This window comes from Dokdonia sp. Asnod2-E02, from assembly GCF_045063915.1.
GTDB lineage: Bacteria > Bacteroidota > Bacteroidia > Flavobacteriales > Flavobacteriaceae > Dokdonia.
Genome location: NZ_JBEFNX010000005.1, coordinates 1,743,116 through 1,767,642, shown reverse-complemented (window position 1 = coordinate 1,767,642; position 24,527 = coordinate 1,743,116). Strand labels below are relative to the sequence as shown.

Here is a 24,527-nt window from a genome sequence, read left to right as displayed (position 1 = left end):
TTATAAAGCTATGAGTGACGCTATTAAGCACGAATGTGGTATTGCAGTAATAAGACTAAAAAAACCACTAGAATTTTATAAAGAAAAATACGGTACCGCTTTTTACGGTGTAAACAAGATGTACCTTATGATGGAAAAACAGCACAACCGTGGTCAAGACGGAGCTGGTTTTGCCAGTATAAAACTAGATGTTGCTCCGGGTGAGCGTTACATCTCAAGACAGCGCTCTACGGCACAACAACCCATACAAGATATTTTTGCAGAGATTAATGGGCGTATCAATACCCTTATGACGGCAAATCCAGATAAAAAGGATGACGTAGCCTGGCAAAAAAGTAATGTCCCTTACATAGGTGAGCTACTATTAGGTCACGTGCGCTATGGGACCTTTGGAAAAAACAGTGTAGAGAGTGTACACCCTTTCTTGCGTCAAAACAACTGGATGCACCGTAACCTTATAGTTGCTGGTAATTTTAATATGACTAATGTAAACAAGCTTTTTAACAAGCTCGTTTCATTAGGACAGCACCCTAAGGAACAAGCAGACACTATCACAGTGATGGAAAAAATAGGTCACTTCCTTGATGATGAAGTAGCAAAACTTTACAAAAAACTTAAAAAGGAAGGTTTTAATAAACAACAAGCCTCACCTCAAATTGCAGAGCGTCTCAAGGTGGCAAAAATTTTACGCCGTGCTTCAAAAGATTGGGATGGCGGTTATGCAATGGCAGGACTTCTAGGTCACGGAGATGCATTTGTACTAAGAGATCCAGCAGGTATACGTCCAGCATATTATTTTGAAAATGACGAGGTAGCCGTGGTAGCAAGTGAGCGCCCAGTTATACAAACCGCCTTTAACGTGCCTTTTGAAGAGGTAAAAGAGCTTGATCCAGGTGCCGCAGTTATTGTAAAGAAAAACGGAACGCTTACTGTAGAGCAAATTTTAGAACCGCTTACGCGAAAAGCGTGTTCTTTTGAGCGCATTTATTTCTCAAGAGGATCTGATGCCGAGATTTATAAAGAGCGTAAAATGCTAGGTCGTTTATTAATGCCTCGTGTATTAGAAAGTATAGATCACGACACAAAAAACTCTGTTTTTTCATTTATACCTAATACCGCCGAAACATCTTTTTACGGGATGGTAGAAGCAGCACAAGATGAGCTTAACAGACAAAAGGGAGAAAAAATACTCGCAGCAAAGGGTAATCTTACAGAAGTGCAGCTTACAGAAATTTTATCGCAGCGATTACGTACTGAGAAGATAGCTATAAAAGATGCAAAGCTTCGTACGTTTATTACAGAAGATAGTAGCCGTGATGATCTTGTAGCTCACGTTTATGATGTTACCTACGGAGTAATAAAGCCAGAAGACAAGCTAGTAATTATAGACGATAGTATCGTAAGAGGTACCACTCTTAAAAAGAGTATTATCAAAATGATGGCTCGTTTAAACCCTGCCAAAATAATAGTAGTTTCAAGTGCTCCTCAAATACGATACCCAGATTGTTATGGTATAGATATGGCGAGACTTGAAGATTTTATTGCCTTTAGAGCAGCTATAGAGCTTCTTAAAGATACTGGCAAGGAAAGTCTTATAGATGAAGTATACAAACAGTGTAAAGAACAAGTAGATCTTAAAGATAAGCACGTTAAGAATTATGTAAAGCGTATTTATGAACCATTTACGCAGCGTGAGATTTCTAAAAAAATCGCTCAGTTACTTACAGACAGTACTATAAAAACAGAAGTAGAAATTATCTATCAAACGGTAGAGAGTTTACACGAAGCGTGTCCAGAAAACCTAGGAGACTGGTATTTTACCGGAGACTATCCTACTAATGGTGGACACCGTGTAGTTAATAGAGCTTTTATAAACTTTGTAGAAGGAAATAAAGAAAGAGCCTATTAATGAGCTTCTTAAGAAAACCTTAAATTATTAAAAAACTGTGTATTTCGTCTAAAAATTGAGTTTTTTATCTAAAAATTAAGTAATACTTAAAAAATGACACCTATATTAGCAAAGCCATAACATAAGTAGGTTAAGTTAATGGTAGATTTGGGGCAAAAAAAGGTGGATCTTTCCGCCTTTTTTTATGTGCAATTTTCACCTAGAATGATGTAGTCAATTTCTTATTAAAAGATTTTTATCACTCCTCATTACAAACTTTAGTAGCGTACTCTCTCAGAGAGTTAAAACATAAAAAAAGGTCCATTCTAACGAATGGACCTTTGTAATTATATAGGCTATCGCTTATTTATTCTGAGCATATAGAGCGCTTACTTTATCCCAGTTTATAACATTAAAAAATGCGTTTACATAATCTGGACGTCTGTTTTGGTAATTAAGGTAGTATGCGTGCTCCCATACATCAAGTCCTAAGATAGGAGTTCCTCCACAACCTACTTTAGGCATAAGTGGGTTATCTTGATTAGGTGTTGAGCAAACCTCAACTTTTCCTCCTTCGTGCACACATAGCCAAGCCCATCCTGAACCAAACTGTCCTCCTGCTGCAGATGAGAACTTGTCTTTAAAAGACTCAAAGTTTCCATAAGCGGCATTTATTGCATCTGCTAGTTCACCCGTAGGCTCTCCTCCACCGTCTGGAGACATTACTTCCCAAAAAAGTCTGTGGTTATAAAAACCTCCACCGTTATTACGCACAGCAGTGTTAGACATATCTAGGTTAATAAGTATATTTTCTATAGTCTTACCGTCAAGGTCTGTTCCCTCTATGGCTTTGTTAAGTTTTGTAGTATATCCAGCGTGGTGTTTTCCGTGGTGGATCTCCATTGTCTTTGCATCAATGTTAGGCTCTAGAGCATCTTTTGCATATGGTAATTCTGGTAAGGTAAATGACATTTCTCTTTCGTTTTTGGTTAAACTTCAATTCTGATTTTAACAAAGTTACATAAAGTAAGGTATTCTTTGTGTTATAGAATTCTTATAAATGGGTGTACGCTTTCGCGAAAGCGTAATAATACTCAACAAATTAACGCAACTATTTAGAAAATAATGGTCTTACACATATAGACACTCATTTTAGGGGTATTATATGTGTCTATATTTTTATTAGTTTGATGTTTGACAAGGCCACCTTTTATGGGTGGCTTTTGCTATATTAGTGCTATGACCGAAAAGAATAGCTTTATTGTTCTCAATGCCTCTGCAGGATCTGGTAAAACATACAGCCTTGTAAAGCAATATATCACTACACTTCTTAAAAGTAATGACCCTAACAAGTTTAGACATTTACTAGCCATCACTTTTACAAACAAGGCTGTGGCAGAGATGAAAAACAGGGTGCTAGATACTCTTAAAGCTATAGGTGATTATAATGGTGGTGACAAACCAGATATGCTAGAAGACCTAGCAGTAGCTAGTAATATGCCAGTAAATGTTGTGGTAAAAAAAGCTAAGGAAATCCTCAATAGGATTCTCCATAATTATGCGGCTTTTGATATTGTTACTATCGATACACTTACACATAGAATTATACGCACCTTTGCAAAAGATCTTAATATCTCTAGCAGTTTTGAAGTGTCTCTAGATCAAAAAACGCTTAGTGCGCAGGCCGTAGATGCTCTTGTGGCAAAGGTGGGTGTAGATGACACCATTACTAAGGTGCTCGTAGATTTTGCTCTTGAAAAGGCAGATGATGATAAAAGCTGGGATATAAGCAGAGATTTACTAGAAATTGCCTCGCTACTACATAATGAAAATGACCTTAAGGCGCTGGACCGACTTAAAAGCAAGTCGCTATCAGACTTTGATGCACTTGCTACATTTCTTAATACCCAAATTAAGTCCCTAGCTAGCAAGCAACAAGAAATGGGCAAAAACCTTATAGATTTTATACACGGGTTAGGTCTTGATCAAAAAAGTTTTGCCAGCGGCTACTATTATAAATTTATAGTCCAAGTGGCAAGTGGTGTAAGAGGCCTGAAATTTTCTGGTTCTGGTTATAAAGATAATATTGAGGAATATGCGTTCTATACAAAAGGACAAAAAGATGATATAAAATCTATAATAGATGCAAACAGGCAGCGCTTTGTAGATGACTTTTTAAAACTAAAATCTCTTGCCAGTAAGCAAAAAAAGTATGAGGCTTTTCGCTCTAAGCTTATACCCCTTTCTGTTTTACACCTTATAAAAAAGGAGCTCGACCTTATTAAAGAAGAAGAAAATGTATTGCTCATATCAGATTTTAATGCCCTTATCTCAAAATCGCTTAAAGATCAACCTGCTGCATTTTTATATGAGCGACTAGGTGAGCGTTATACAAACTACTTTATAGACGAGTTTCAAGACACCTCTGTGATGCAGTGGGATAACCTTGTCCCACTTATAGATAATACCATAAGTAGTGCTTCTGGTGATGAAGTAAGTAATTCTCTACTACTAGTGGGTGATCCAAAACAAGCAATTTATAGATGGCGTGGTGGAGAGGCAGAGCAATTTATCGCTCTCAGTCATCAGATTAATCCTTTTACCACAGAGGCTACCGTGGCTCGCCTAGACACTAACTATAGAAGTAATGAGTCTATTATTCATTTTAATAATAGCTTTTTTACCCACCTCGCCACTCATTTTGATAATGAGCTTTATGGTGAGATATATAAAGCAGATAACTCACAGGGTACAAACAGCAAAAAAAATGGGTACGTATCTCTAGAGTTTATTGATTATGAAAATAATACCGAAGCAGATCTACTCTACCCTGAGCGCATTCTAGAAATCATAAAGAACGTCACTTCACAAGGCTATTTACATAGTGATATTTGTATACTTACCAGAAGTAATAAGCACGGCACTCATATAGCACAAGTTTTACAAGAGGCGGGTACAGAGGTAGTATCTTCAGAGAGTTTACTTATCGAAAATTCTCCTACCGTGCAGTTTATACACAACTTTATCACAATGCTTTCTTTTCCAAAACAGTTAGAGTATAGACTTGCTGTACTTTACTTTTTGGGAGCACATTATAATATAAAAGACACCCATAATTTTTACAGTACTCATACGGCTAGCACATTATCTGAATTTTTAGAGCAACTCAAAGCTTTTGATGTTTTTATACATCTTGATTACTTAAAAAACCTCTCTCTTTATGAGTATATAGAGTATATCATTCGCTCCTTTTACTTAGCCCCATTATCTGACGCCTATGTTGTGGCATATCTTGACCTAGCATATAATTATGCACAGGGTAATAGTGGCGGCATTCTAGGTTTTATAGACTACTGGGAAGAAAAAAGAGAGAAAGCAAGCATTGTAGCTCCAGCACAAGAAAGCGCTGTACAGATTATGAGTATACATAAATCCAAAGGGCTAGAATTTCCAGTTGTAATTTATCCTTATGCAGACTCAGACTTATATCGTACTCGTGGTGAGCACCAGTGGTATCCTATGGAAAATGAAGATATAAGTGATTTTGAGACACTAATGGTTCCGCATAATAATGCACTTAATGATTTTGGAGAGGCGGGTACTGCTCTTTTTGAAAAAAGAAATAATGAGCAACAATTTGACACTATTAATGTTTTATATGTGGCTCTTACTAGAGCTTCTGAGCGGTTATATGTGTTATCACGCTTTCGCGAAAGCGTAAAAAAAATAGGTTCGTACAGCGACCTTTTTATCGAATACTTGCAAGCACATAATATATGGAATAACGACCAGCGAGTTTACTCCTTTGGGACAGAAACCCCTGCTCATAAAAAAGACGAAGCAAGCGATTATACATCCTTTGTACCCACCATACGGTCTACAGCCAAAGAAGAGTTAGGTATACAGGTAATTACTCAGGCTAGTTTTTTATGGGATGAGAAAAAGCAAAATGCAATTACTTACGGTAATCTCATACACGAGTTAATGGCTGCTGTTACAGACCACAATACAATTACAGCCGTAGTAGACGATGCTGTGCGCCACGGTATCATACCTCAAGAAAGCCGAAAGGTTATGACAGGCATAATGAATCAGGTTGTCTCACATCCAGACCTAAAGGTATTTTTTGAAGAAGAAAACACGGTTTATAATGAGCGTATGATACTGGCTAGCGATGGTCGTTTTCATATACCTGATCGTGTTGTAGTTACTCCAGACGGAAGCACTATAATTATAGACTATAAAACGGGTGTCCATAACGACTCTTATGCAAAACAACTTGCAACCTACGCCGGGTTATATCAAGAGATGGGTTATAAAGTAACTCACAAACTGCTTGTTTATATAGACAGCACGATAGAAGTAGTCGCGGTTTAATACCTTTGTAAAAAACAAACACATATGTACGGTAGTATACAACAACATTTACAAAAAGAACTTGCAGAAATTAAAGATGCAGGGCTATATAAAAAAGAGCGCATTATCACATCTCCGCAAGATGCGGTAATCACAATTTCTACAGGAGAAGAGGTAATAAACTTTTGTGCAAATAACTATCTAGGGCTATCATCACACCCAGAAGTAATACAAGCTGCAAAGGATACAATGGATACTCACGGTTTTGGGATGAGTTCTGTACGTTTTATTTGTGGTACACAAGACATACATAAAGAATTAGAGCAGCGTATTGCAAAATTTTATGGCACAGAAGACACTATATTATATGCTGCCGCATTTGATGCAAATGGTGGTGTTTTTGAGCCGCTACTAGGTAAGGAAGATGCTATCATATCAGACTCGCTTAATCACGCTTCTATTATAGATGGTGTACGTCTTTGTAAAGCTGCTAGATATCGCTATGCAAATAACGATATGGCAGATCTAGAAGAACAGCTCAAAAAAGCAAATGCGGATGGCGCTCGTCACAAAATAATTGTAACAGACGGTGTATTCTCAATGGATGGTCTTGTTGCTCCCCTAGATGAGATCTGTGATCTAGCAGATAAGTACGATGCCCTTGTAATGATAGATGAATGTCACGCTACAGGTTTTATAGGTGAGCGCGGTATAGGCACACTAGAAGAAAAAGGTGTGCTAGGTCGTATAGATATAATAACTGGCACTTTAGGTAAAGCACTAGGTGGAGCTATGGGTGGATACACAACTGCAAAAAAAGAGGTGATAGAAATACTACGCCAGCGCAGTCGTCCATATTTGTTTTCAAATTCACTAGCCCCTGCCATTGTGGGTGCATCAATAAAAGTCTTAGATTTATTAGAAAAAGACACTTCTTTACGAGATAAGCTAGCAGAAAATACAGCATATTTCAAAAAAGGGATGAAAAAAGCAGGTTTTGATATTATAGATGGAGACTCAGCAATTGTTCCTGTAATGCTATATGATGCAAAGCTCTCCCAAGATATGGCAGATGCACTTTTGGAAGAGGGAATTTATGTTATAGGATTCTTCTTTCCCGTGGTACCAAAGGGAAAAGCCCGTATTCGCGTACAATTAAGTGCTGCACATTCTGTAGCACATCTTGATGCCGCCATTGCAGCTTTTACAAAAGTTGGTAAAGATTTAAAGGTGATTTAGACCCTGCTTACCCCCTGTCTATAAGGGCGGTTTGTAAAAATTTAGTACTTTTAGCTTTGTTGATTAATTTTAACAACTTACTTTTGTCGGTAATTAACACTTAAAATTTAAGACTAAACAATGAAACATCTTAGCAGATTTTTAGTTGCAGCACTTATGATTCTTGCTTTAGGATCAGTGAATGCACAAGACGCAAACAATCCTTGGGCTATCTCAGTCGGAGTAAACGCAATTGACACGTACCCAGTAGGTGACGCACTAGACGTATCTCCAGGAGCTGGTGAATTAAGAGGAAATCTTTTTGAAGAATTCTTTAATGTTGAAGATCACTGGAGCATTGTTCCTTCAGTTTCTTATGTAAACGTTTCTCGTTATTTAGGAGATGGTTTCACATTTGGAGTATCTGGTTCTTTAAACAGAATTGATAAATTAGGTGATGAAAGACCAAGAAACGAATTACAATACTACGGAGCTGATGGAGATTTCTCTTATAGCTTAAGAGATCTTATCAATGGTGAAGGTGGATGGTTTGATCCTTCTCTTTCTGTTGGTGCTGGTTATACGTGGGTTGAGAGTTCACTAGACGGTGAGTTAGGTGGTTTTGGAACTGCAAATGCTGCTGCTGGAGTTAAAATCTGGTTAGGAGAAAACTTCAATGTTGGTGTACAATCTAAATATAAGCACGCTTTTGAAGATGACGGAATCAAGCACTTTCAACACGTTGCTGCTGTAGGTATTGTTTTCGGAGGAAAAGATACAGATGGTGATGGTATATATGACAAAAATGACGCTTGTCCAGAAGTTGCAGGTCTTCCTGAATTTGACGGATGTCCAGATTCTGACGGTGACGGTATCCAAGATTCTAAAGATGCTTGTCCTACTGTTGCTGGTTTAGCAGAGTTTGATGGTTGTCCAGATACAGACGGTGATGGTATCCCTGATCCTAAGGATGCTTGTCCTACTGTTGCTGGTATCGCTGCCTTAGGTGGTTGTCCAGATGCAGATGGTGATGGTATCAAAGATGCTGATGATACTTGTCCAAACGAGGCAGGACCACGTGCTAACAACGGATGTCCTTACCAAGATAAAGATGGTGACGGTGTTTTAGATAAAGATGATGAGTGTCCAGACGTTGCAGGTACTGTAGCAAACAATGGATGTCCAGAAGTATCTGTTGAGGTACTTAATGACCTTAACGTACAGTTCAAAAACGTACTTTTTGATTACAACAAAGCTTCTTTACGTTCAGAGTCTTACTCTACGCTAGATAATGTTGCATCTATAATGATGGAATACCCAAAAACTCGTTTCCTTATTGAAGGTCACACAGATGATAGAGGTCGTGATTCTTACAACCTAAACCTTTCTGATCAGAGAGCTGCTTCAGTAAGAAGCTACTTAACAGGAAAAGGAATCCCAGCTGCTCGTTTAGAGTCTAAAGGATTTGGTGAAGCTAGACCAGTTGCTTCAAATAAAACTGCTGCAGGACGTCAAGAAAACAGACGTGTTGAGCTTTCTATTCTTAAGTAATAGAAAAAAGATTTTATAATCTTAAAAACGCCTCGCAATTGCGAGGCGTTTTTTATTTTAGACTATGCAAAGTTTTATAGACGTAGTACTAAATAAAGAACAGAATATAGAGGGTGCTAACCTTATATTTATTGTTCCTAGTAGAAGAGCAGGTAATACACTTAGAAAGAAGGTTGCTGTACGTGCAAGTAAGACTTCATTTGCACCACAAATATTTTCTATAGAAGAATTTATATCCCATATTACTGGACTGAAGTCTGCGAGTAATGTAGATCTAATTTTTAATCTTTACGAAAGCTATACAGACGTCGTAGAAAAAGAGAAATTAGTTCCTTTTCAAACTTTCTGTGGATGGGCGCAATCCATACTTAGTGATTTTAATGAAGTAGATAGATTTTTACTCGATCAAAAAGAAGTCTTTAATCATCTCAAAGATGTAAAAGAGTTATCAGAACACTGGTCTTCTTCTACAAATGAGATTGTTGTAAATTATATAGACTTCTGGAACAACTTGCTTGAGATTTATACAGTTTTTTGCGAGAAATCTCTGCGTACAGATGCTGTACATCAAGGTTATATTTATAGACAAGCTGTAGAAGTTATAGAACACTACATATCCTCATCTTTAGAGATACGTCACATCTTTCTGGGTTTTAACGCTCTCAACACCGCAGAGCAACAAATTATACAAGCTATACTAGCCTCTGGAAATTCTGAGATATATTGGGATACAGAAAAGTCATTCGTCAAAAACCCATATCACGAGACTAACCTCTTTATAAAAAAATACAAGAATGACTGGGCGTATTATAGTACCAAAGACTTTTCTTGGAGTTTTGATAACTACAGCACCCCAAAAGTAATTAATACATACGCTTGCTCTCAAGATATACTACAGGCTAAGACACTTGGGTCTATACTAGAAAATATACCTCAAAAAAACTTGTCGAGTACTGCAATAGTTCTAGGTGATGAGGCACTATTGTTACCAGTTCTTAATGCGTTGCCCACCCATATACATAAGGTGAACATTACAATGGGAATCCCGATAGGTAAAACACCCACGGCTTCATTCTTTGATCAATTACTTTCATTAAAGAAAAACCCACAAAAAAACGGTTATTATTTTAAGGAGGTTTTAAAGATACTACGTAACCCTATAACACAATCACTGCTAGGTGATACGGCAACAGTACTTCAAGAAGAAATTATCAAAAAAAATCTCATATATGTTTCACTAGAAGATATTCTTACTAAAGTGAAACCAACTGACCTACAGATCACAAAAACGCTCTTCTTAGATTGGGACAATCAGCCCAAAAGTGCAGTTACAAATTGCCTTAATATCATACAAGAATTAAGAACTAGTTATGATGAAAGCAAAGACGCACTGCAAGTAGAGTACTTATATGGATTTTACGTAGCATTTAATAAGTTAAAAACGCTTATGGATGATAGAGACCATATAACAGATGTTGCTACATTTATTCTCTTCTATCGTGATATTATATCTTCAGAAACGATAGACCTTAAAGGTGATCCAGATGAGGGATTACAGATAATGGGGGTGCTAGAATCTCGTGTGCTAGACTATGAGCACGTAATACTCACCTCGGTTAATGAGGGTATACTTCCTTCTGGAAAGAGCCAAAACTCTTACATACCCTATGATTTAAAAAAGTTATATGACCTGCCTACCTATTCAGAAAAAGATGCTGTATATGCCTATCACTTCTATCATTTATTACATAGGGCGCGCACTGTAGATTTACTATATACCACTCACAGCACAGGGCTGGGTAGTAGTGAGCAAAGTAGATTTATAAGACAGATAGAAGAAGAAGGAATACATACCATACATAAATATACCGTTACTCCCGCTTCACAACCCGCCACAATAACTGCAGAAAAAATAGAAAAAACGCCAGAGGTAATCACAAAATTATCTCGCCTTTTTAAGAAAGGTATATCTCCCTCTGCACTCACCACCTACTTACGCAATCCAGTAGTATTTTATGAACGATACATTCTGGGCATAGATAATAGTGATGAGGTAGAAGAAACTGTAGCGGCAAATACAATGGGAACCATTGTGCATAATACGCTAGAGGAGCTTTATAAACCCCACATAGGTATTGTACTTACAGAAGATATTTTAAAAAATCTCATAAAAGGTATCGAACCAGAGGTGCGTAATCAATTTAAACTAGAGTATGGCCTCACTCATATACAAGAAGGTAAAAATAAGATCATCTACGCGGTGATATGTCGCTACGTTTACAATTACCTAAAAAGAGAGATATCTCTGCTTAAAAAGGGGAATGTGGTCATAATACAGGCGGTAGAAGATGATTTGCGAGACATACCTCTCACAGACACTGTTTCCCTAAGAGGTAAAGTAGATCTTGTAGAGCAACGCAATGGAAATCTCAACATAGTAGATTATAAAACTGGTAAAGTAGCACAGACAGATCTCAACCTAAAATCTTATGAAGACTTACTCCTTCCAGAAGGTAAGTTTGAGAAAGCTTTTCAAGTTCTTATGTATGCTTATATGCTCAATAAGAAAAAGCCCCTAAGCTTCCCTGTAAGTGCTGGGATTATTTCGTTTAAAAATCTACAATCAGGTTTCTTAGCTTTCAAATACAATAAAAATCAAGAGATCACAGCAGAAACACTTCTGGAGTTTGAGGCCGTTTTAAAAAGATTGGTAGAAGAAATATTAGACCCTTCTATTCCCTTTACAGAAAGGTAGTTTACGCTTTCGCGAAAGCGTACTAAAAACATATAAAAAACCCATCAATAGGAATTGATGGGTTTTCTTTTTTTAAGTCTATGCGTCGAATTCTAGTTTTCAATTTGGCATTAGTGCCGAAATTAAAATTTACTCTTGAACTCTTAAAATGAGTAGTGGCTTAGATGTAAAAAACTCTTTTTTGAGTACTACATTTTTCTCCCAAAGCTTTTTAAAGAAACCTCTCTTTCTGCGCACTACACAAACCATATCTGGATTTACAGACTGAAAGTGCTCAAGAACACCTTGATATGTTGTTGCGTTTGAGGTGGTTTTATAAGATGCACTTATCTCCTTAAGATCTTCAGAGATTTGCTTCATCTTTTCATCACTTTCTGGAGTTTCTACGTGTAGCAGTTGAATTTCTGTGCCAAAATGCTTCTGCATTTTTTTAAGCGGTTCTAAATGGCGTTTTTTATCAAAATTTCCATTTTTAAAAGCCATTAGTATTTGAGATGGCTGCTTAAAAGTTTCATTTTCTGGCACAATAAGCGCTGGTATATTTGTACTCTTTACAAGCTTTCCGGTTGTATTACCAAGATAAACCTCATCACGTACAGAGTTACTGCGTGGCGAGAGTACCATAAGATCTACAGGCACGTGTTTATTAAAACGCTCTACACCATCTACCACTCCACCTTTTATAGGATGCGATACAACAGAGACTCCTTTATGATCAACAGTACTTACCACTTTCTCTAGTGTGTTTTCTGTATCTTCTTTAAGAACGGTGTTTAACTTTGAGGCACTTCCTGCTTTAGAAAATTCTTGAAACACTGAGATAACGTACACATTTGCATCTACCTCTTGGGCAAGATCTATTGCATATTGAAGTGTGTTAACCGCACTCTTTGATGAACCTATAGGAACAAGAATATTTTTCATACCGTAATTTGTAATTTTACATAAGATTACAAAAATACTTTTAAACTGTGATTGTAAAGGCAAAAAAAATAGACATTCCAGAGATACTTGCGCTCACTAGAGCGTGCGCAAAATCTATGATTGATAAAGGCATCTATCAATGGAATGAGCATTATCCCAGTGCCAGCGCTTTTGAGCAAGATATAGAGCGTGAGGAACTTGTGGTTTTAAAAAAAGACGGAGCTATCATAGGGACCATCGTGGTGTCTACCATTATGGACAAGGAGTATGAAGATGTTGAATGGTTAACTCCATCTCAAGGCAATATCTACGTACATAGACTAGCCGTACATCCAGATATGCAGGGTAAGGGTTATGCAAGAAAAATGATGAACTATGCACATCAATTTGCACAACAAGCTGGAGCACCTTCTATACGGCTTGACACATTCTCACAAAACAAGCGTAATCAACAATTTTATGAATCTCGCGGTTATAAAAGGTTAGGTAGTATCTATTTTCCAAAACAAAGTAATGATCCCTTCTATTGTTATGAGCGCATTTTATAAGGTGTATTTTTGCAACTCAATTATTCTAACATCTGAGTTATCACTATACTATCGCACAACATAGATATTTCCTTTAAGCGCATACAGCAGCTGGCTGTTCCTGCGCTTATTGCTGGTATTGCAGAGCCTGTACTCTCTAGCACAGATGCTGCAGTAGTAGGCAACATTGCAGAAAATAGTGTCGAGGCGCTCGCCGCTGTAGGTATTGTGGGCTCTTTTCTATCTATGCTTATATGGATACTAGGGCAAACACGTAGTGCCATTTCTACTATAATATCTCAAAACCTGGGTGCTGGTAAGCTTGAAGATATTAAAGTCTTGCCTGCACAGGCTATCTACTTTAATATCATTCTATCTATCATTGTTTTAGGCTGTACATACTTCTTTGTAAAAGAGATTTTTATGCTTCTCAATGCAAAAGGGCTAGTGTTATCTTTAAGTATAGACTATTATAATATACGCGTGTGGGGTTTCCCACTTACACTGTTCACCTTTGCCGTGTTTGGAATTTTTAGAGGATTACAAAATACCTTCTGGCCTATGATTGTGGCAATTATAGGCGCCTCTCTTAACATAGGTCTTGACTTTATGTTTGTATACGGTATAGACGGTATTATTGAGCCTATGGGAGTTAAGGGTGCTGCCTGGGCAAGTCTCGCAGCACAGGCTGTAATGGCTATACTAGCGCTTGTGCTTTTACTTATAAAGACAGACGTTTCTCTTAGACTACGATTACCGCTGCATCCTGAGATTAAAAGACTTATCTCGATGAGTCTTAACCTCTTTATAAGATCATTTTCTCTCAATGTAGCTCTTGTACTTGCTGTGCGTGAGGCGACCGCAATAAGTGATGAGACAGTAGCCGCCCACACCATTGCGGCAAATATATGGCTCTTTACAGCATTCTTTATAGATGGCTATGGAGCAGCAGGTAACCTATTAAGCGGTAGATTGCTAGGTGCAAAAGACTACCCTAACCTTTGGCTACTCACAAAACGAGTTGTAAAATATAACTTGGTTGTTGCTGTTTTCTTGATGATTATCTGCGCCATTCTATATAAACCTATGGGCTTACTCTTTAGTAATGACGATGCAGTACTTACCGTATTTTATGGCGTATTTTTTATGGTGATTGTAATGCAACCTATTAATGCTATTGCCTTTACTTTGGACTCAATTTTTAAGGGACTAGGAGAGATGGGCTGGTTACGTAACACGCTTCTTGTAGCTACATTTATAGGCTTTGTACCCGTGCTTTATATAAGTAAATATACGGGGTGGGGTATTTTGGGAATATGGTGTGCCTTTATGGTCTGGATGCTTTTTAGGGCAGGGATGCTCATTTTCTTTTACAAGAAAAAATATTATCCACTCGCTATAAAGTAACGTTTTTATGAATATATGAGGGGTTGAGAGCGCTTTCGCGAAAGCGTACTAAAAACCTATTCTTTTTCTAATGGTTCCTCTACCTTTTTATCGCTCTCTTTTTGAGTGTCTAGCAATTTTTCATCAAAAGGCTTTCCTAAATAAACAATTTGACTACCCTGGAAAGACTTAACATCTAGCTCTTGTGCAAAAGACCCTATAATGTGAATGGTTCCGTTTTTTTGTTTTACAAAAAGTGGAATCATCTCTTCATCATCTGTAATAATTTTTACCGCTTTTGAGTACTCCTCTTTTGAAGAGATAGGCACTTCACTTATGGTAGGATACTGTCTTGTGACCTCTGTCATATTTATAAAATCATCTGTTGCAGAGAAGAGACCTTCTTTAGGTAACTGTGCTATGTTATCCATCTCTCTTTTTGAGATGAGACGGTACGCGCCGTTTTCTCCAAATTGTTTTCTAAAACGGTTTATCGCATACTTATTTATATCACTATTACCCGTAAGAGACATTAGGTATCCTATATCGCTTAGCTCTACGTCATCTGTAAGATCGTCTGCATAAATATTTGCCTGCATTGCCTTAAGTCCAGCTTGTTTTGCAACTTGTATATGATTTGTATTACTGTCAAGTAGCACAACGTGGCGTCCATTTTTTTGAAGATACTTAGCAATAAGACGTGGCATTTCTGAGGCTCCTACTATAAGTATTCCTTCAGATTTTACTAAAAATACGCCCACCGCCTTTGCAAACAGTCTAGCCGTTGTCGCGTTAAGGAGTACTGTACCTAGTACAATCATAAATACAAGTGGTGTAATATACTCTGCACCCGGCTCTCCTTTAATAAGAAGTTTTGACCCAAAGAGAGAAGCAATACCTGCCGCTACAATACCGCGTGGACCCACCCAAGAGATAAAAAGCTTTGCGTTAGTCTGTAAATCTGAGCCCCAGGTACTCAAGAAAACCCCTATGGGTCTTACTATAAATACCACAACAAGAAATAATGCTAGTGTCTCCCATCTATATAGTAACTCAAGGTCTACAAGGTTCATATTTGCCGACAGTAAAATAAACAGTACCGATATAAGTAGTACACTAAGTGACTCCTTGAAGTAAAGTAACTCTTTTATATTAGGTAGGTTTATATTACCTAAAACCATCCCCATTACAACTACAGCTAGCAGTCCAGACTCGTGAGCAAACTGGTCTGACATCACAAATACGCCTAGCACTGCCGCTAGTGTAAAGACATTCATCAAGTAGTGTGGTACTAGCTTTCGTTTTACAATAAAGGCAAGCGCGTGTGCAAACGTAAAACCAAAGGTGCTACCAAAAAGCACAATTTTTCCAAACTCAACTAGTGCTGTTTTTGTAAAAGCAGCGCCCTCCCCTACAGAGATAAACTCATACATTAGTACCGCCACAAGCGCGCCTATGGGATCTATAAGAATCCCTTCCCATTTAAGAACGGTAGAGATATCACGCTTTACAGGCACATTTCTTAATATAGGTGATATTACTGTGGGTCCGGTTACAATGATTAATCCAGAAAACAACAACGATATCTGTAAGCTTAGTCCAAAAATCCAGTAAGCAGCAAGACCAGCTCCTATAAAAGTTACGAGACTTCCTATAGAGATAAGCTTGGTAATTACCGGGCCTACATTTCTTATTTCGTCACGCTTTAAGGTAAGTCCGCCCTCAAAAAGTATAATAGATATCGCTAGCGAGACAAAGTAGTACAGACTCTCTCCCGGAAATAATCCTTCTTCTCCATTCCAGATAGGTTCTATCCATTTTGTACCATCTTCAGATATAAGTGTAGATACGGGTCCCACAAAAAGACCTATGAGTAGTAGTGGTAAAATGGCAGGTAATTTTAAACGCCAAGCAGCCCATTGTGCAATGATCCCTAAAATTATGATTCCGGCTAGTTCTAACATATGAATTCAGTTTTGATGCGATATTAATGTTTTAAAGCTTTTGGCTCTCGTTGTGAAGTTACAATTCTTTGTTAAAAACTAGTGTGTATAAGGGTTTAAAAACTCTCTTTTTGGTATTTTGCAGAGATTTGTGCGGTGGTTAACACGCTTTTTTTGAGGTGTATTACGCTTTCGCGAAAGCGTAAAAAAACCATTATCATTCTTATTGACACGTTTTTATGAAAATATACCCTATTGAGGCAGGAAATTTTAAACTAGATGGCGGTGCGATGTTTGGCGTGGTACCTAAGTCCATATGGAGTCGTACTAACCCTGCAGATAGTAACAACCTTATAGATATTGCAGCCCGCTGTCTCCTTATAGAAGATGGAAATAAGCTCATCCTTATTGATAATGGTATGGGTGACAAGCAGTCTGAGAAGTTTTATGGATATTACTACAGATGGGGAGATCACTCTATAGATACATCGCTAGCCAAGTATGGTTTTCATAGAGATGATATTACTGATGTGTTTATGACGCACCTACATTTTGACCACGTAGGTGGCGCCATACAGTGGAACAAAGATCATACGGGTTATGAGCCAGCTTTTAAAAATGCTAAGTTCTGGACTAATGAAAATCACTGGCAGTGGGCTATTGAGCCTAATAATAGAGAGAAGGCGAGTTTCTTAAAAGAAAACCTCATCCCTATGCAAGAAAGTGGACATTTACACTTTATAGAACGTGGTGAAAATGCCTTTAAGGAAACAAGCGAACTAGGTTTTGGTATTCTCTTTGCAGATGGTCATACAGAAAAGCAAATGTTACCACATATACAGTATCAAGATAAGACCATTGTCTTTATGGCAGATCTTGTACCCACATTAGGTCATTTACCCGTACCTTATGTGACTGGTTATGATACACGCCCACTTCTATCTATAGATGAAAAAGAACAATTTTTAAAACAAGCGGCAGATAATAATTATTACCTCTGGCTAGAACACGATGCTCACAATGAGCTTGTTACTGTACAACATACCGAAAAAGGTGTGCGTGCAAAAGATATTTTTACCTTTAATGAACTATTTAATTAATAATATGAAGATTCAAACTACAAAATCCTTTCTTCTTGCAGCTACTGCTGCAGCTTTTCTAACAGCCTGTGACACGCCTAGCGCACTCGTTACAGTACCGGTAGAAAATGTAGATAGCAACCCTCTTAAAGTAGCTGCCCTTACAGATGCTCAAGAAAAAGCGTGGAGCTATGCAGACCTTAAAACAGACACCATACCTGGTATGAGTGTAAATCGCACCTATGAAGAAATCATACCTAATAAAACTGGACAGCAAGTTATTGTTGCTGTTATAGATTCTGGTATAGACATAGAGCACGAAGATTTAAAAAATAAAATCTGGACAAACCCTAACGAGATACCGGGCAATGGTAAAGATGATGATAACAACGGGTATGTAGATGATATACACGGATGGAATTTTCTAGGTGATGTAAATGCAGAGCAGCTAGAGTTTGTGCGTATTATAAAAAGATACGAGAGCCAGTTTGAAGGTAAAACACTAGCCTCTATACCAGCAAATCAAAAAGATGCTTTCCAACAGTATCAAAAAGCAAAAAGTGAGTATGATACAAAAGTAACAGAGGCACAAGCAAATAAAACACGCTATGAGCAAATTTTAGGGCAACTTAAAACATCGCACGCGGCTGTAAAAGCAAAGCTGGGTAAAGAAGATTATACTGCGGCAGATCTTAAAGCCATCGCAAATCCTACGGCAGAGATGCAGCAGCACGTTGCGTTCTTAACACAAATGTTGAGCTATGCAGACTCAATACCTGAGTTTATTAAAAATATAAATGATGGTGTAGATTACTTTACAAATCAGCTAGAGGCAAACTACAACAAAACAGCAGATTTTAGAAAAGTACTAGGTGATGATCCTTATGATATCACAGATACAAACTATGGTAATAACAACGTGTACGGGCCAGAACCAGACGGTGCAAAACACGGTACACACGTAGCAGGTATTATTGCTGCAGAGCGTGACAATGGTAAAGGTATGAATGGTGTTGCAAATAAAAACATCAAGATTATGGCACTACGCGCAGTACCAGATGGTGATGAGTATGATAAAGATATCGCACTAGCAATACGCTATGCGGTAGATAATGGTGCAAAGGTGATCAACACCTCTTTTGGTAAATACTACTCTCAAAATCCAGAGTGGGTTTATGACGCAATAAAATATGCGGCAAAGAAGGATGTACTTATTGTAAATGCTGCGGGTAACGAAGGGATAAGCCTTGATGATCCGGCAAATAGAGTATACCCTAACGATCAGATAGATAATGTAAATGAGATGAGTGACACCTTCCTTACTGTAGGAGCACTTAACCTTAAGTATGGTGGAGAGCTTGTAGCAACCTTCTCAAACTATGGTAAGTCTCAAGTAGATGTATTTGCTCCTGGTGTACGTATATACAGTACCACTCCAGAAGATACGTATGAGTTTTTACAAGGTACATCTATGGCATCGCCTAACACGGCTGGTGTTGCAGCAATGCTACGTAGCTATTATCCAAAGCTAAGCGCTACAAACATTAAAAACATCATAATGGCTAGTGGTCTTGCTACCGGTACTCAAGTTATCTTAGGAGGTGATGAGACTAAGAAAGCGCGTTTTAGCGATATTTCAAAATCTGGTGAGATGGTCAATATGTACAATGCTTTTAAACTAGCAGAACTACAAAAATAATTTTAGTAATTTCTAAAAATCCCAAGTTCCTCAATAGTGGAATTTGGGATTTTAACTTTAAATCAATCTATAATGAAAAACGCTTATAAATTACTGGTGATGGTATCGTTGTTCGCTTTCGCGAAAGCGTATGCACAAAACAACACCTCTTACTGGCAACAACACGTCGACTACGAGATGGAGATCGATATGAATGTAAAAAACTATCAGTACGATGGTAAACAGAAGCTAGTGTATACAAACAACTCACCAGAGACGCTAGACCGTGTGTACTATCACCTTTACTTTAACGCATTTCAACCAGGTAGTGAGATGGATGTGCGCTCGCGCAACATTGCAGATCCAGATGGTCGTGTTAAAGATCGCATAAGCAAGCTAGGGCCAGATGAGATAGGTTTTATAAAAGTAAACAGCCTTACTCAAGATGGTAAAAAATTAAACTATGAGGTAGCCGGTACTGTGCTAGAAGTACAACTCGCTGCACCTATCGCACCAGGAGCAAGTACAACCTTTAATATGGACTTTAAAGGACAAGTACCTGTACAGATACGCCGTAGTGGTCGTAACAATAAAGAAGGTGTCGCACTATCTATGACACAGTGGTACCCAAAAATGGCCGAATATGATTTTGAAGGCTGGCACGCACATCCTTATATCGCTCGTGAGTTTCACAGTGTATGGGGAGACTTTGATGTAAAAATCACAATAGATGAAAACTACACCGTAGGTGGTACAGGCTATTTACAAGATCCAGAGGATATGGGTCACGGGTATGCTGGCACTTCTATGAAGCCTGGTAAAAACGCAAAGCGTGGTAAATTACAATGGCACTTTAAAGCACCAAACGTACACGACTTTACCTGGGCTGCAGATCCTGAATATGTACACGATGTGATTATGGGAGAAAATGATACAGAGCTACACTTCTTCTATAAAAATAAAGAGTCTATAAAGGCAAACTGGAAAAAGCTACAGCCTATGACGGCAGACTTACTTGCCTTTTATAACAAGCACGTAGGTACATACCCTTACAAGCAGTACTCTGTGATACAAGGTGGAGATGGTGGTATGGAGTATGCAATGAGTACACTTATCACTGGTGAGCGCAAGTTTGGGAGCCTTTTTGGTGTGACTGCACACGAGATGGCACATACTTGGTTTCAATTCTTACTGGCAAGTAATGAGGCAAAACACGAGTGGATGGATGAAGGATTTACCTCATATATCTCTGCTCTGGCCGAAAATGAACTTACAGGAGGTAATAACCCTAATCCAGTTGCTGGGTCATACAGAGGGTACTATTACCTTGTAAAAAGCGGTAAAGAACAACCACAAACTACACACGCAGACCGTTACAACGAGAATATGCCTTACAGCATCGCTGCATACAGTAAAGGAGCCGTATTTCTAGCACAACTAGGATACGTTATAGGGGAAGATAACCTTAAAAAAACGCTCAAAAAATACTTTGATGATTTTGCTTTTAAGCACCCTACGCCTAACGATATTAAACGTACGGCAGAGAAGGTTTCTGGTATGGAGCTAGACTGGTACCTTACAGACTGGACACAAACTACAAATACCATAGACTACGGTATCACAAGCGTTGAGGCAGATGGTAATAAAACAAAGGTTACGCTTACGCGAAAAGGGTTAATGCCTATGCCTATAGATCTTTATGTAGATATGGCAGACGGTTCTCAAAAATCATATTATATGCCACTGCGTATGATGCGTGCCGAAAAACCAAACCCAACGCCAAACATTACTCGCAAGCAACTCGCAGACTGGCCTTGGACAAACCCTACATATACCTTTACAATAGACGCACCTATAAGTAAAGTAAAGATGATGAAGATTGATCCTACCTCAAAAATGGCAGATATTGATCAAACAGATAATGTGTGGGAAAACAAGTAAGATAACCTCACATTACTAGCACTTAATTAAACCAGCTCATTACGAGCTGGTTTTTTTGTTTGAATGCTTTTTTGGATATATTGCAAGCTCACATCAATCAAATCATCAATTTTAATGTCACTATTTAATTACAACCCTTCTGGGTTTGCTACAATCACAGGGCTTACTACGCCAAAAATTTACAAAACTACGCTTAGTTGTTTCTTACTACTTATTACCTTAGTAACAACGATAAACGCCCAAGAGACAGATGCACTTCTCGAGAAAGGAATGGTAAAGGCAAACTTGCTTTTTGCCCCATCTATTAATTATGAGTATAATGTATATGATAACTTTACTTTAAAGGCAGAGGCGGGAATAACTCCTACTTACTTTGATATTTTCGGAAGTAAAAAAGTTGCCTTTTTTCAAAAATATGAGGCACAGGGCAAATATTATTACAACCTTAAAAAGAGAGTCTCAAAGGGTAAATCTGTAAGCGGTAATTCTGGAAACTTTGTGGCTGCAGTCTATAATTACCAAAATAAAGAAGCCTTGTTTAGTGAAGCAAGCAGGTCTACAGATTTCTCAACGCTAGGTGGTGTTTGGGGTTTTCAGCGTAGTTATAATTCTGGGCTCAGTTTACTTTTTGAAATAGGCTTTGGTTATGACTTTGCATATCGATCTAATGGCAGAGATACTAACGGAAGACCATTTCCTCTCATAGGTTTTGAACTAGGGTGGGTAATTTTTAAACATAACTAATGAAGAAGCGGCTACTATCTTTAATAATTTTAAAGACTTAAAATTTGAAGATTCTGATACTAACCTAGCGCTCCCTAGCAATGGAGGTTTAGGATTGCGGTTTCTTATTCGCTATCATTTGTGATAAACTGGTAGACATATAGAATATGTGGGAGAACTAGTAATAATCTCACATTACTAGTATACTTATTTAAATCAGCTCATTACGAGCTGGTTTTTTTTATAAAGACTTTATGATTCATAATCTTTTGATACTATGATAGTTTTATATTTTTAAACGTGAGTAAAGCGTTTATGAATTATAAGTTACTTTTTCTTTTTTGCTTGGTGGGGAGTTATACCTCAGCACAGACGCTCGAAGGGACTATTTATAATGCAACGCAAACACTACCTGGTGTAAGTGTAAAAAACCTGTCAAGAAATATACAAACCCAAAGCACTAGTAATGGGTCCTTTATAATTGCGGCGGCTGTAAATGATTCTATTTCTTTCTATCTCTTCCCATATGCACCTCAACTTAAAGTGATCACCGTAAAAGATATGACCAGCCCCATAGTCATTGAGTTAAAAGAAGTAAACAATGAACTTGACGAGGTACTCTTACATAATACACCTAAAAAAGAAACCACTTTTAGTGGGCCAGCTTATGAGCATACAATCCAGCAGTCTATACTAGGAGATATTGACAAAAATGGGCATCTCTACGTCCCACCAGCGTCTACTTTCGGAATCAACTTAGTTGCACTATTTAAAAAGGCACGTAAGCTATTTAAGAAAAAGGACGGACGGAGAAATGCAAAAACAACTCCAGCCATTACGTCCTTACAATTAGAAAAACTCTTTAAAGAGGATCCTGTCTTTAATGATGACTTTTTATACAACGAGCTAGGCCTACCAGAAAATAGTGCTTACTACTTTTTTGACTATTGTGAATCACGACAGTTAGATACAAACCTCCTCAAACCCAAAAACAGCTTCTTGCTTATAGATAAGCTTATCACCCTGAGTGAGGAATACAAAGAGTTGCTTCGTAACCTCAATCAAAATTAATGAACCATTACTTATAGTTACATTCTATTTACTCAGCTTATAATTGTCTATTAATTTTTTTACAACAGAGTAAAGCCTTTCGTAGTTTTATGTTAAGATTTATTTGGTTGGATAATACCAAAATGGAATCGTTCCAAGTGTATCGTTTACAATTGAATCATTCCTATTTGTTGTTTTTGATATAATTTGAAATGTATGACGCCCACGCTCGAGGTTTTTCAAATCAAGAAAAGTTTCATAACCTCTCTGACCGTTTTCCAAAAAACTAGCTATAAAATTATCCGAATATGTAATGCTATCTATCTTAATGACCGTAATACTATTTAAAGTCTTCAAATATTCTTTGAAATTATTTGAGTCATAGTCTACATCATCTTTAAAGAGCTTTGAGAAAAATGTGTTTACACCGCGTTGATCGTTTTCTAAGGATAGTGAATCATTCAATTTCAATATAATATCTTCTAAACTTGCATTATGCGTGAGAAAAACACGTAAAGAGTTTTTTGAAACATTTTTTCTTTGAATTGCAAAGTCTCTAAAATAACGCTTTCTACTATCCTCAACTCCTTCTAAGTACATTCCTCTAGAAGCAAAATTTTCACTTGCGGCATTTTGAGATCTGTGGAAATTAGATTGCTCATATCTTAATGTTGTTAATGTAGCTATCGTAATATAAAATGGTATCATCCAAAAGAGAATCCTTTTACCTTTCCTATCATCTAAAAAATTATAGAGAATAGGACGATAAATAAATGAAAGAGACACATAACTCATAATCCAATAGATTGGAAAATAGAGCATTGCAATCGTTTCATTTTTCTTAAGTATACCTTGTCCTAAAAAATCAACAAGCATAATTAATAGCACAATCGCAAAGCCTATTACCGCAAAGCCAACAAGCATAACAATAACTATTGAGTCTAAATTTGAAGCAGAAACTACAGCAAGTGCAAATATGATGGCAAAGTATATAAGAAAAGACAACCCTATGAAAACAATTAAAAAACTCAAAGAGAAAATGATACTACAGTAATCCTCAAGCTTACCTATGTACTTATCAAACGATACTATCTTCTTACTAAGGTATTTTGTGAATTTCTTAGAATAATTTAATTCTTCAAAAATTATATCTCCTGAGTAGTAACGTAAGCCAATAGCACCTATCCACAATCCTCTCAGGACAAGGTGCACAACCAGGTTAAATATTAGTATATAATTAATACTAAGTAAAACAAACCCAGCCCCAGCAACTAATCCACCTGTGCGTCTATCTACAGAGTTAACTATACTATCCACTTTAGCAATTAAGGGGTCTATGGATGAAAATAATCCTAAAATCACAAACCCAGACACAAGCAATTCTAATTGCCAGCTCTCTCGTTGTAATTTATCAAGCCACTTTCTAAATTTCTTAGATGTATAATCGTTTTGCACTGGGAAAAAATTTCAATAATTACTTGTTAATACTCAGCAATATAAGTGCTATT

17 protein-coding genes are annotated in these 24,527 nt (G+C 37.5%); 12 read left to right on the top strand and 5 right to left on the bottom strand.

Annotated features, from left to right (window positions below; translation table 11 throughout):
- The first annotated feature begins 10 nt into the window (after nt 1–10).
- Nucleotides 11–1,909: an amidophosphoribosyltransferase gene (locus ACJJVM_RS08055; protein ID WP_405211339.1), complete on the top strand. Its 1,899-nt coding sequence runs from the start codon at nt 11–13 to the stop codon at nt 1,907–1,909.
- Nucleotides 1,910–2,251: 342 nt separating this feature from the next.
- Here ACJJVM_RS08055 and ACJJVM_RS08050 read toward each other — a convergent pair whose 3' ends face one another.
- Complete coding sequence (locus tag ACJJVM_RS08050; RefSeq protein ID WP_298349669.1) at nt 2,252–2,860, bottom strand: superoxide dismutase; 609 nt, start codon at nt 2,858–2,860, stop codon at nt 2,252–2,254.
- A 267-nt stretch (nt 2,861–3,127) separates the two neighbouring features.
- Here ACJJVM_RS08050 and ACJJVM_RS08045 point away from each other — a divergent pair, with 267 nt between their 5' ends.
- From ACJJVM_RS08045 to ACJJVM_RS08030, 4 genes are all read left to right on the top strand, one after another.
- A complete protein-coding gene (locus ACJJVM_RS08045; RefSeq protein ID WP_405211338.1) occupies nt 3,128–6,265 on the top strand; it encodes a UvrD-helicase domain-containing protein in 3,138 nt (1,045 codons plus the stop codon).
- A gap of 24 nt (nt 6,266–6,289) precedes the next feature.
- A complete protein-coding gene (gene kbl / locus ACJJVM_RS08040) occupies nt 6,290–7,483 on the top strand; it encodes a glycine C-acetyltransferase (RefSeq protein ID WP_298349674.1) in 1,194 nt (397 codons plus the stop codon).
- A gap of 120 nt (nt 7,484–7,603) precedes the next feature.
- Nucleotides 7,604–9,013 carry an OmpA family protein gene (locus ACJJVM_RS08035; RefSeq protein WP_298349677.1) on the top strand — a complete coding sequence of 470 codons (1,410 nt, stop codon included), beginning with the start codon at nt 7,604–7,606 and terminating at the stop codon, nt 9,011–9,013.
- Nucleotides 9,014–9,077: 64 nt separating this feature from the next.
- Nucleotides 9,078–11,768 carry a PD-(D/E)XK nuclease family protein gene (locus ACJJVM_RS08030; protein ID WP_405211337.1) on the top strand — a complete coding sequence of 897 codons (2,691 nt, stop codon included), beginning with the start codon at nt 9,078–9,080 and terminating at the stop codon, nt 11,766–11,768.
- Nucleotides 11,769–11,897: 129 nt separating this feature from the next.
- On the opposite strand, the gene ACJJVM_RS08025 is transcribed toward ACJJVM_RS08030, so the two are convergent.
- Complete coding sequence (locus ACJJVM_RS08025) at nt 11,898–12,692, bottom strand: universal stress protein (protein WP_298349683.1); 795 nt, start codon at nt 12,690–12,692, stop codon at nt 11,898–11,900.
- Between the two features lie 47 nt (nt 12,693–12,739).
- Here ACJJVM_RS08025 and ACJJVM_RS08020 point away from each other — a divergent pair, with 47 nt between their 5' ends.
- Nucleotides 12,740–13,240, top strand: coding sequence for a GNAT family N-acetyltransferase (locus tag ACJJVM_RS08020; RefSeq protein ID WP_405211335.1), 501 nt, complete (start codon nt 12,740–12,742; stop codon nt 13,238–13,240).
- 20 nt (nt 13,241–13,260) lie between these two features.
- On the opposite strand, the gene ACJJVM_RS08015 is transcribed toward ACJJVM_RS08020, so the two are convergent.
- Nucleotides 13,261–13,407, bottom strand: coding sequence for a hypothetical protein (locus ACJJVM_RS08015; protein ID WP_405211334.1), 147 nt, complete (start codon nt 13,405–13,407; stop codon nt 13,261–13,263).
- On the opposite strand from ACJJVM_RS08015, the gene ACJJVM_RS08010 reads away from it, so the two are divergent.
- Nucleotides 13,349–14,626, top strand: a complete 1,278-nt coding sequence (locus tag ACJJVM_RS08010; protein WP_405212190.1) for an MATE family efflux transporter — start codon at nt 13,349–13,351, stop codon at nt 14,624–14,626. The two genes, ACJJVM_RS08015 and ACJJVM_RS08010, sit on opposite strands and share 59 nt — an antisense overlap.
- 56 nt (nt 14,627–14,682) lie before the next feature.
- Here ACJJVM_RS08010 and ACJJVM_RS08005 read toward each other — a convergent pair whose 3' ends face one another.
- On the bottom strand, nt 14,683–16,569 hold the full coding sequence (locus tag ACJJVM_RS08005; RefSeq protein WP_405211333.1) for a cation:proton antiporter: 1,887 nt from the start codon (nt 16,567–16,569) through the stop codon (nt 14,683–14,685).
- A 218-nt stretch (nt 16,570–16,787) separates the two neighbouring features.
- On the opposite strand from ACJJVM_RS08005, the gene ACJJVM_RS08000 reads away from it, so the two are divergent.
- The 5 genes from ACJJVM_RS08000 to ACJJVM_RS07980 all read left to right on the top strand — a co-directional run bounded on the left by ACJJVM_RS08000 (nt 16,788) and on the right by ACJJVM_RS07980 (nt 23,040).
- Complete coding sequence (locus ACJJVM_RS08000; RefSeq protein WP_405211331.1) at nt 16,788–17,648, top strand: MBL fold metallo-hydrolase; 861 nt, start codon at nt 16,788–16,790, stop codon at nt 17,646–17,648.
- A complete protein-coding gene (locus ACJJVM_RS07995) occupies nt 17,632–19,326 on the top strand; it encodes a S8 family peptidase (protein WP_405211330.1) in 1,695 nt (564 codons plus the stop codon). The genes ACJJVM_RS08000 and ACJJVM_RS07995 overlap by 17 nt, the downstream gene beginning before the upstream one ends.
- 72 nt (nt 19,327–19,398) lie before the next feature.
- A complete protein-coding gene (locus ACJJVM_RS07990; protein ID WP_405211329.1) occupies nt 19,399–21,246 on the top strand; it encodes a M1 family metallopeptidase in 1,848 nt (615 codons plus the stop codon).
- A 114-nt stretch (nt 21,247–21,360) separates the two neighbouring features.
- Complete coding sequence (locus ACJJVM_RS07985; RefSeq protein WP_405211328.1) at nt 21,361–21,990, top strand: hypothetical protein; 630 nt, start codon at nt 21,361–21,363, stop codon at nt 21,988–21,990.
- A gap of 294 nt (nt 21,991–22,284) precedes the next feature.
- Nucleotides 22,285–23,040, top strand: a complete 756-nt coding sequence (locus ACJJVM_RS07980; RefSeq protein ID WP_405211327.1) for a hypothetical protein — start codon at nt 22,285–22,287, stop codon at nt 23,038–23,040.
- Nucleotides 23,041–23,139: 99 nt separating this feature from the next.
- Here the strand turns inward: ACJJVM_RS07980 and ACJJVM_RS07975 are convergent, their stop codons facing one another.
- On the bottom strand, nt 23,140–24,474 hold the full coding sequence (locus tag ACJJVM_RS07975) for a hypothetical protein (RefSeq protein ID WP_299148604.1): 1,335 nt from the start codon (nt 24,472–24,474) through the stop codon (nt 23,140–23,142).
- Between the last annotated feature and the right edge of the window lie 53 nt (nt 24,475–24,527).

Excerpts from the sequence above, each read along its gene's own strand:
- ACJJVM_RS08055 (WP_405211339.1), top strand. The coding sequence starts at position 11 with ATGAGTGACGCTATTAAGCACGAATGTGGTATTGCAGTAATAAGACTA.
- ACJJVM_RS08050 (WP_298349669.1), bottom strand. The coding sequence starts at position 2,860 with ATGTCATTTACCTTACCAGAATTACCATATGCAAAAGATGCTCTAGAG.
- ACJJVM_RS08045 (WP_405211338.1), top strand. The coding sequence starts at position 3,128 with ATGACCGAAAAGAATAGCTTTATTGTTCTCAATGCCTCTGCAGGATCT.
- kbl (WP_298349674.1), top strand. The coding sequence starts at position 6,290 with ATGTACGGTAGTATACAACAACATTTACAAAAAGAACTTGCAGAAATT.
- ACJJVM_RS08035 (WP_298349677.1), top strand. The coding sequence starts at position 7,604 with ATGAAACATCTTAGCAGATTTTTAGTTGCAGCACTTATGATTCTTGCT.
- ACJJVM_RS08030 (WP_405211337.1), top strand. The coding sequence starts at position 9,078 with ATGCAAAGTTTTATAGACGTAGTACTAAATAAAGAACAGAATATAGAG.
- ACJJVM_RS08025 (WP_298349683.1), bottom strand. The coding sequence starts at position 12,692 with ATGAAAAATATTCTTGTTCCTATAGGTTCATCAAAGAGTGCGGTTAAC.
- ACJJVM_RS08015 (WP_405211334.1), bottom strand. The coding sequence starts at position 13,407 with ATGTTGCCTACTACTGCAGCATCTGTGCTAGAGAGTACAGGCTCTGCA.
- ACJJVM_RS08005 (WP_405211333.1), bottom strand. The coding sequence starts at position 16,569 with ATGTTAGAACTAGCCGGAATCATAATTTTAGGGATCATTGCACAATGG.
- ACJJVM_RS08000 (WP_405211331.1), top strand. The coding sequence starts at position 16,788 with ATGAAAATATACCCTATTGAGGCAGGAAATTTTAAACTAGATGGCGGT.
- ACJJVM_RS07995 (WP_405211330.1), top strand. The coding sequence starts at position 17,632 with ATGAACTATTTAATTAATAATATGAAGATTCAAACTACAAAATCCTTT.
- ACJJVM_RS07990 (WP_405211329.1), top strand. The coding sequence starts at position 19,399 with ATGAAAAACGCTTATAAATTACTGGTGATGGTATCGTTGTTCGCTTTC.
- ACJJVM_RS07985 (WP_405211328.1), top strand. The coding sequence starts at position 21,361 with ATGTCACTATTTAATTACAACCCTTCTGGGTTTGCTACAATCACAGGG.
- ACJJVM_RS07980 (WP_405211327.1), top strand. The coding sequence starts at position 22,285 with ATGAATTATAAGTTACTTTTTCTTTTTTGCTTGGTGGGGAGTTATACC.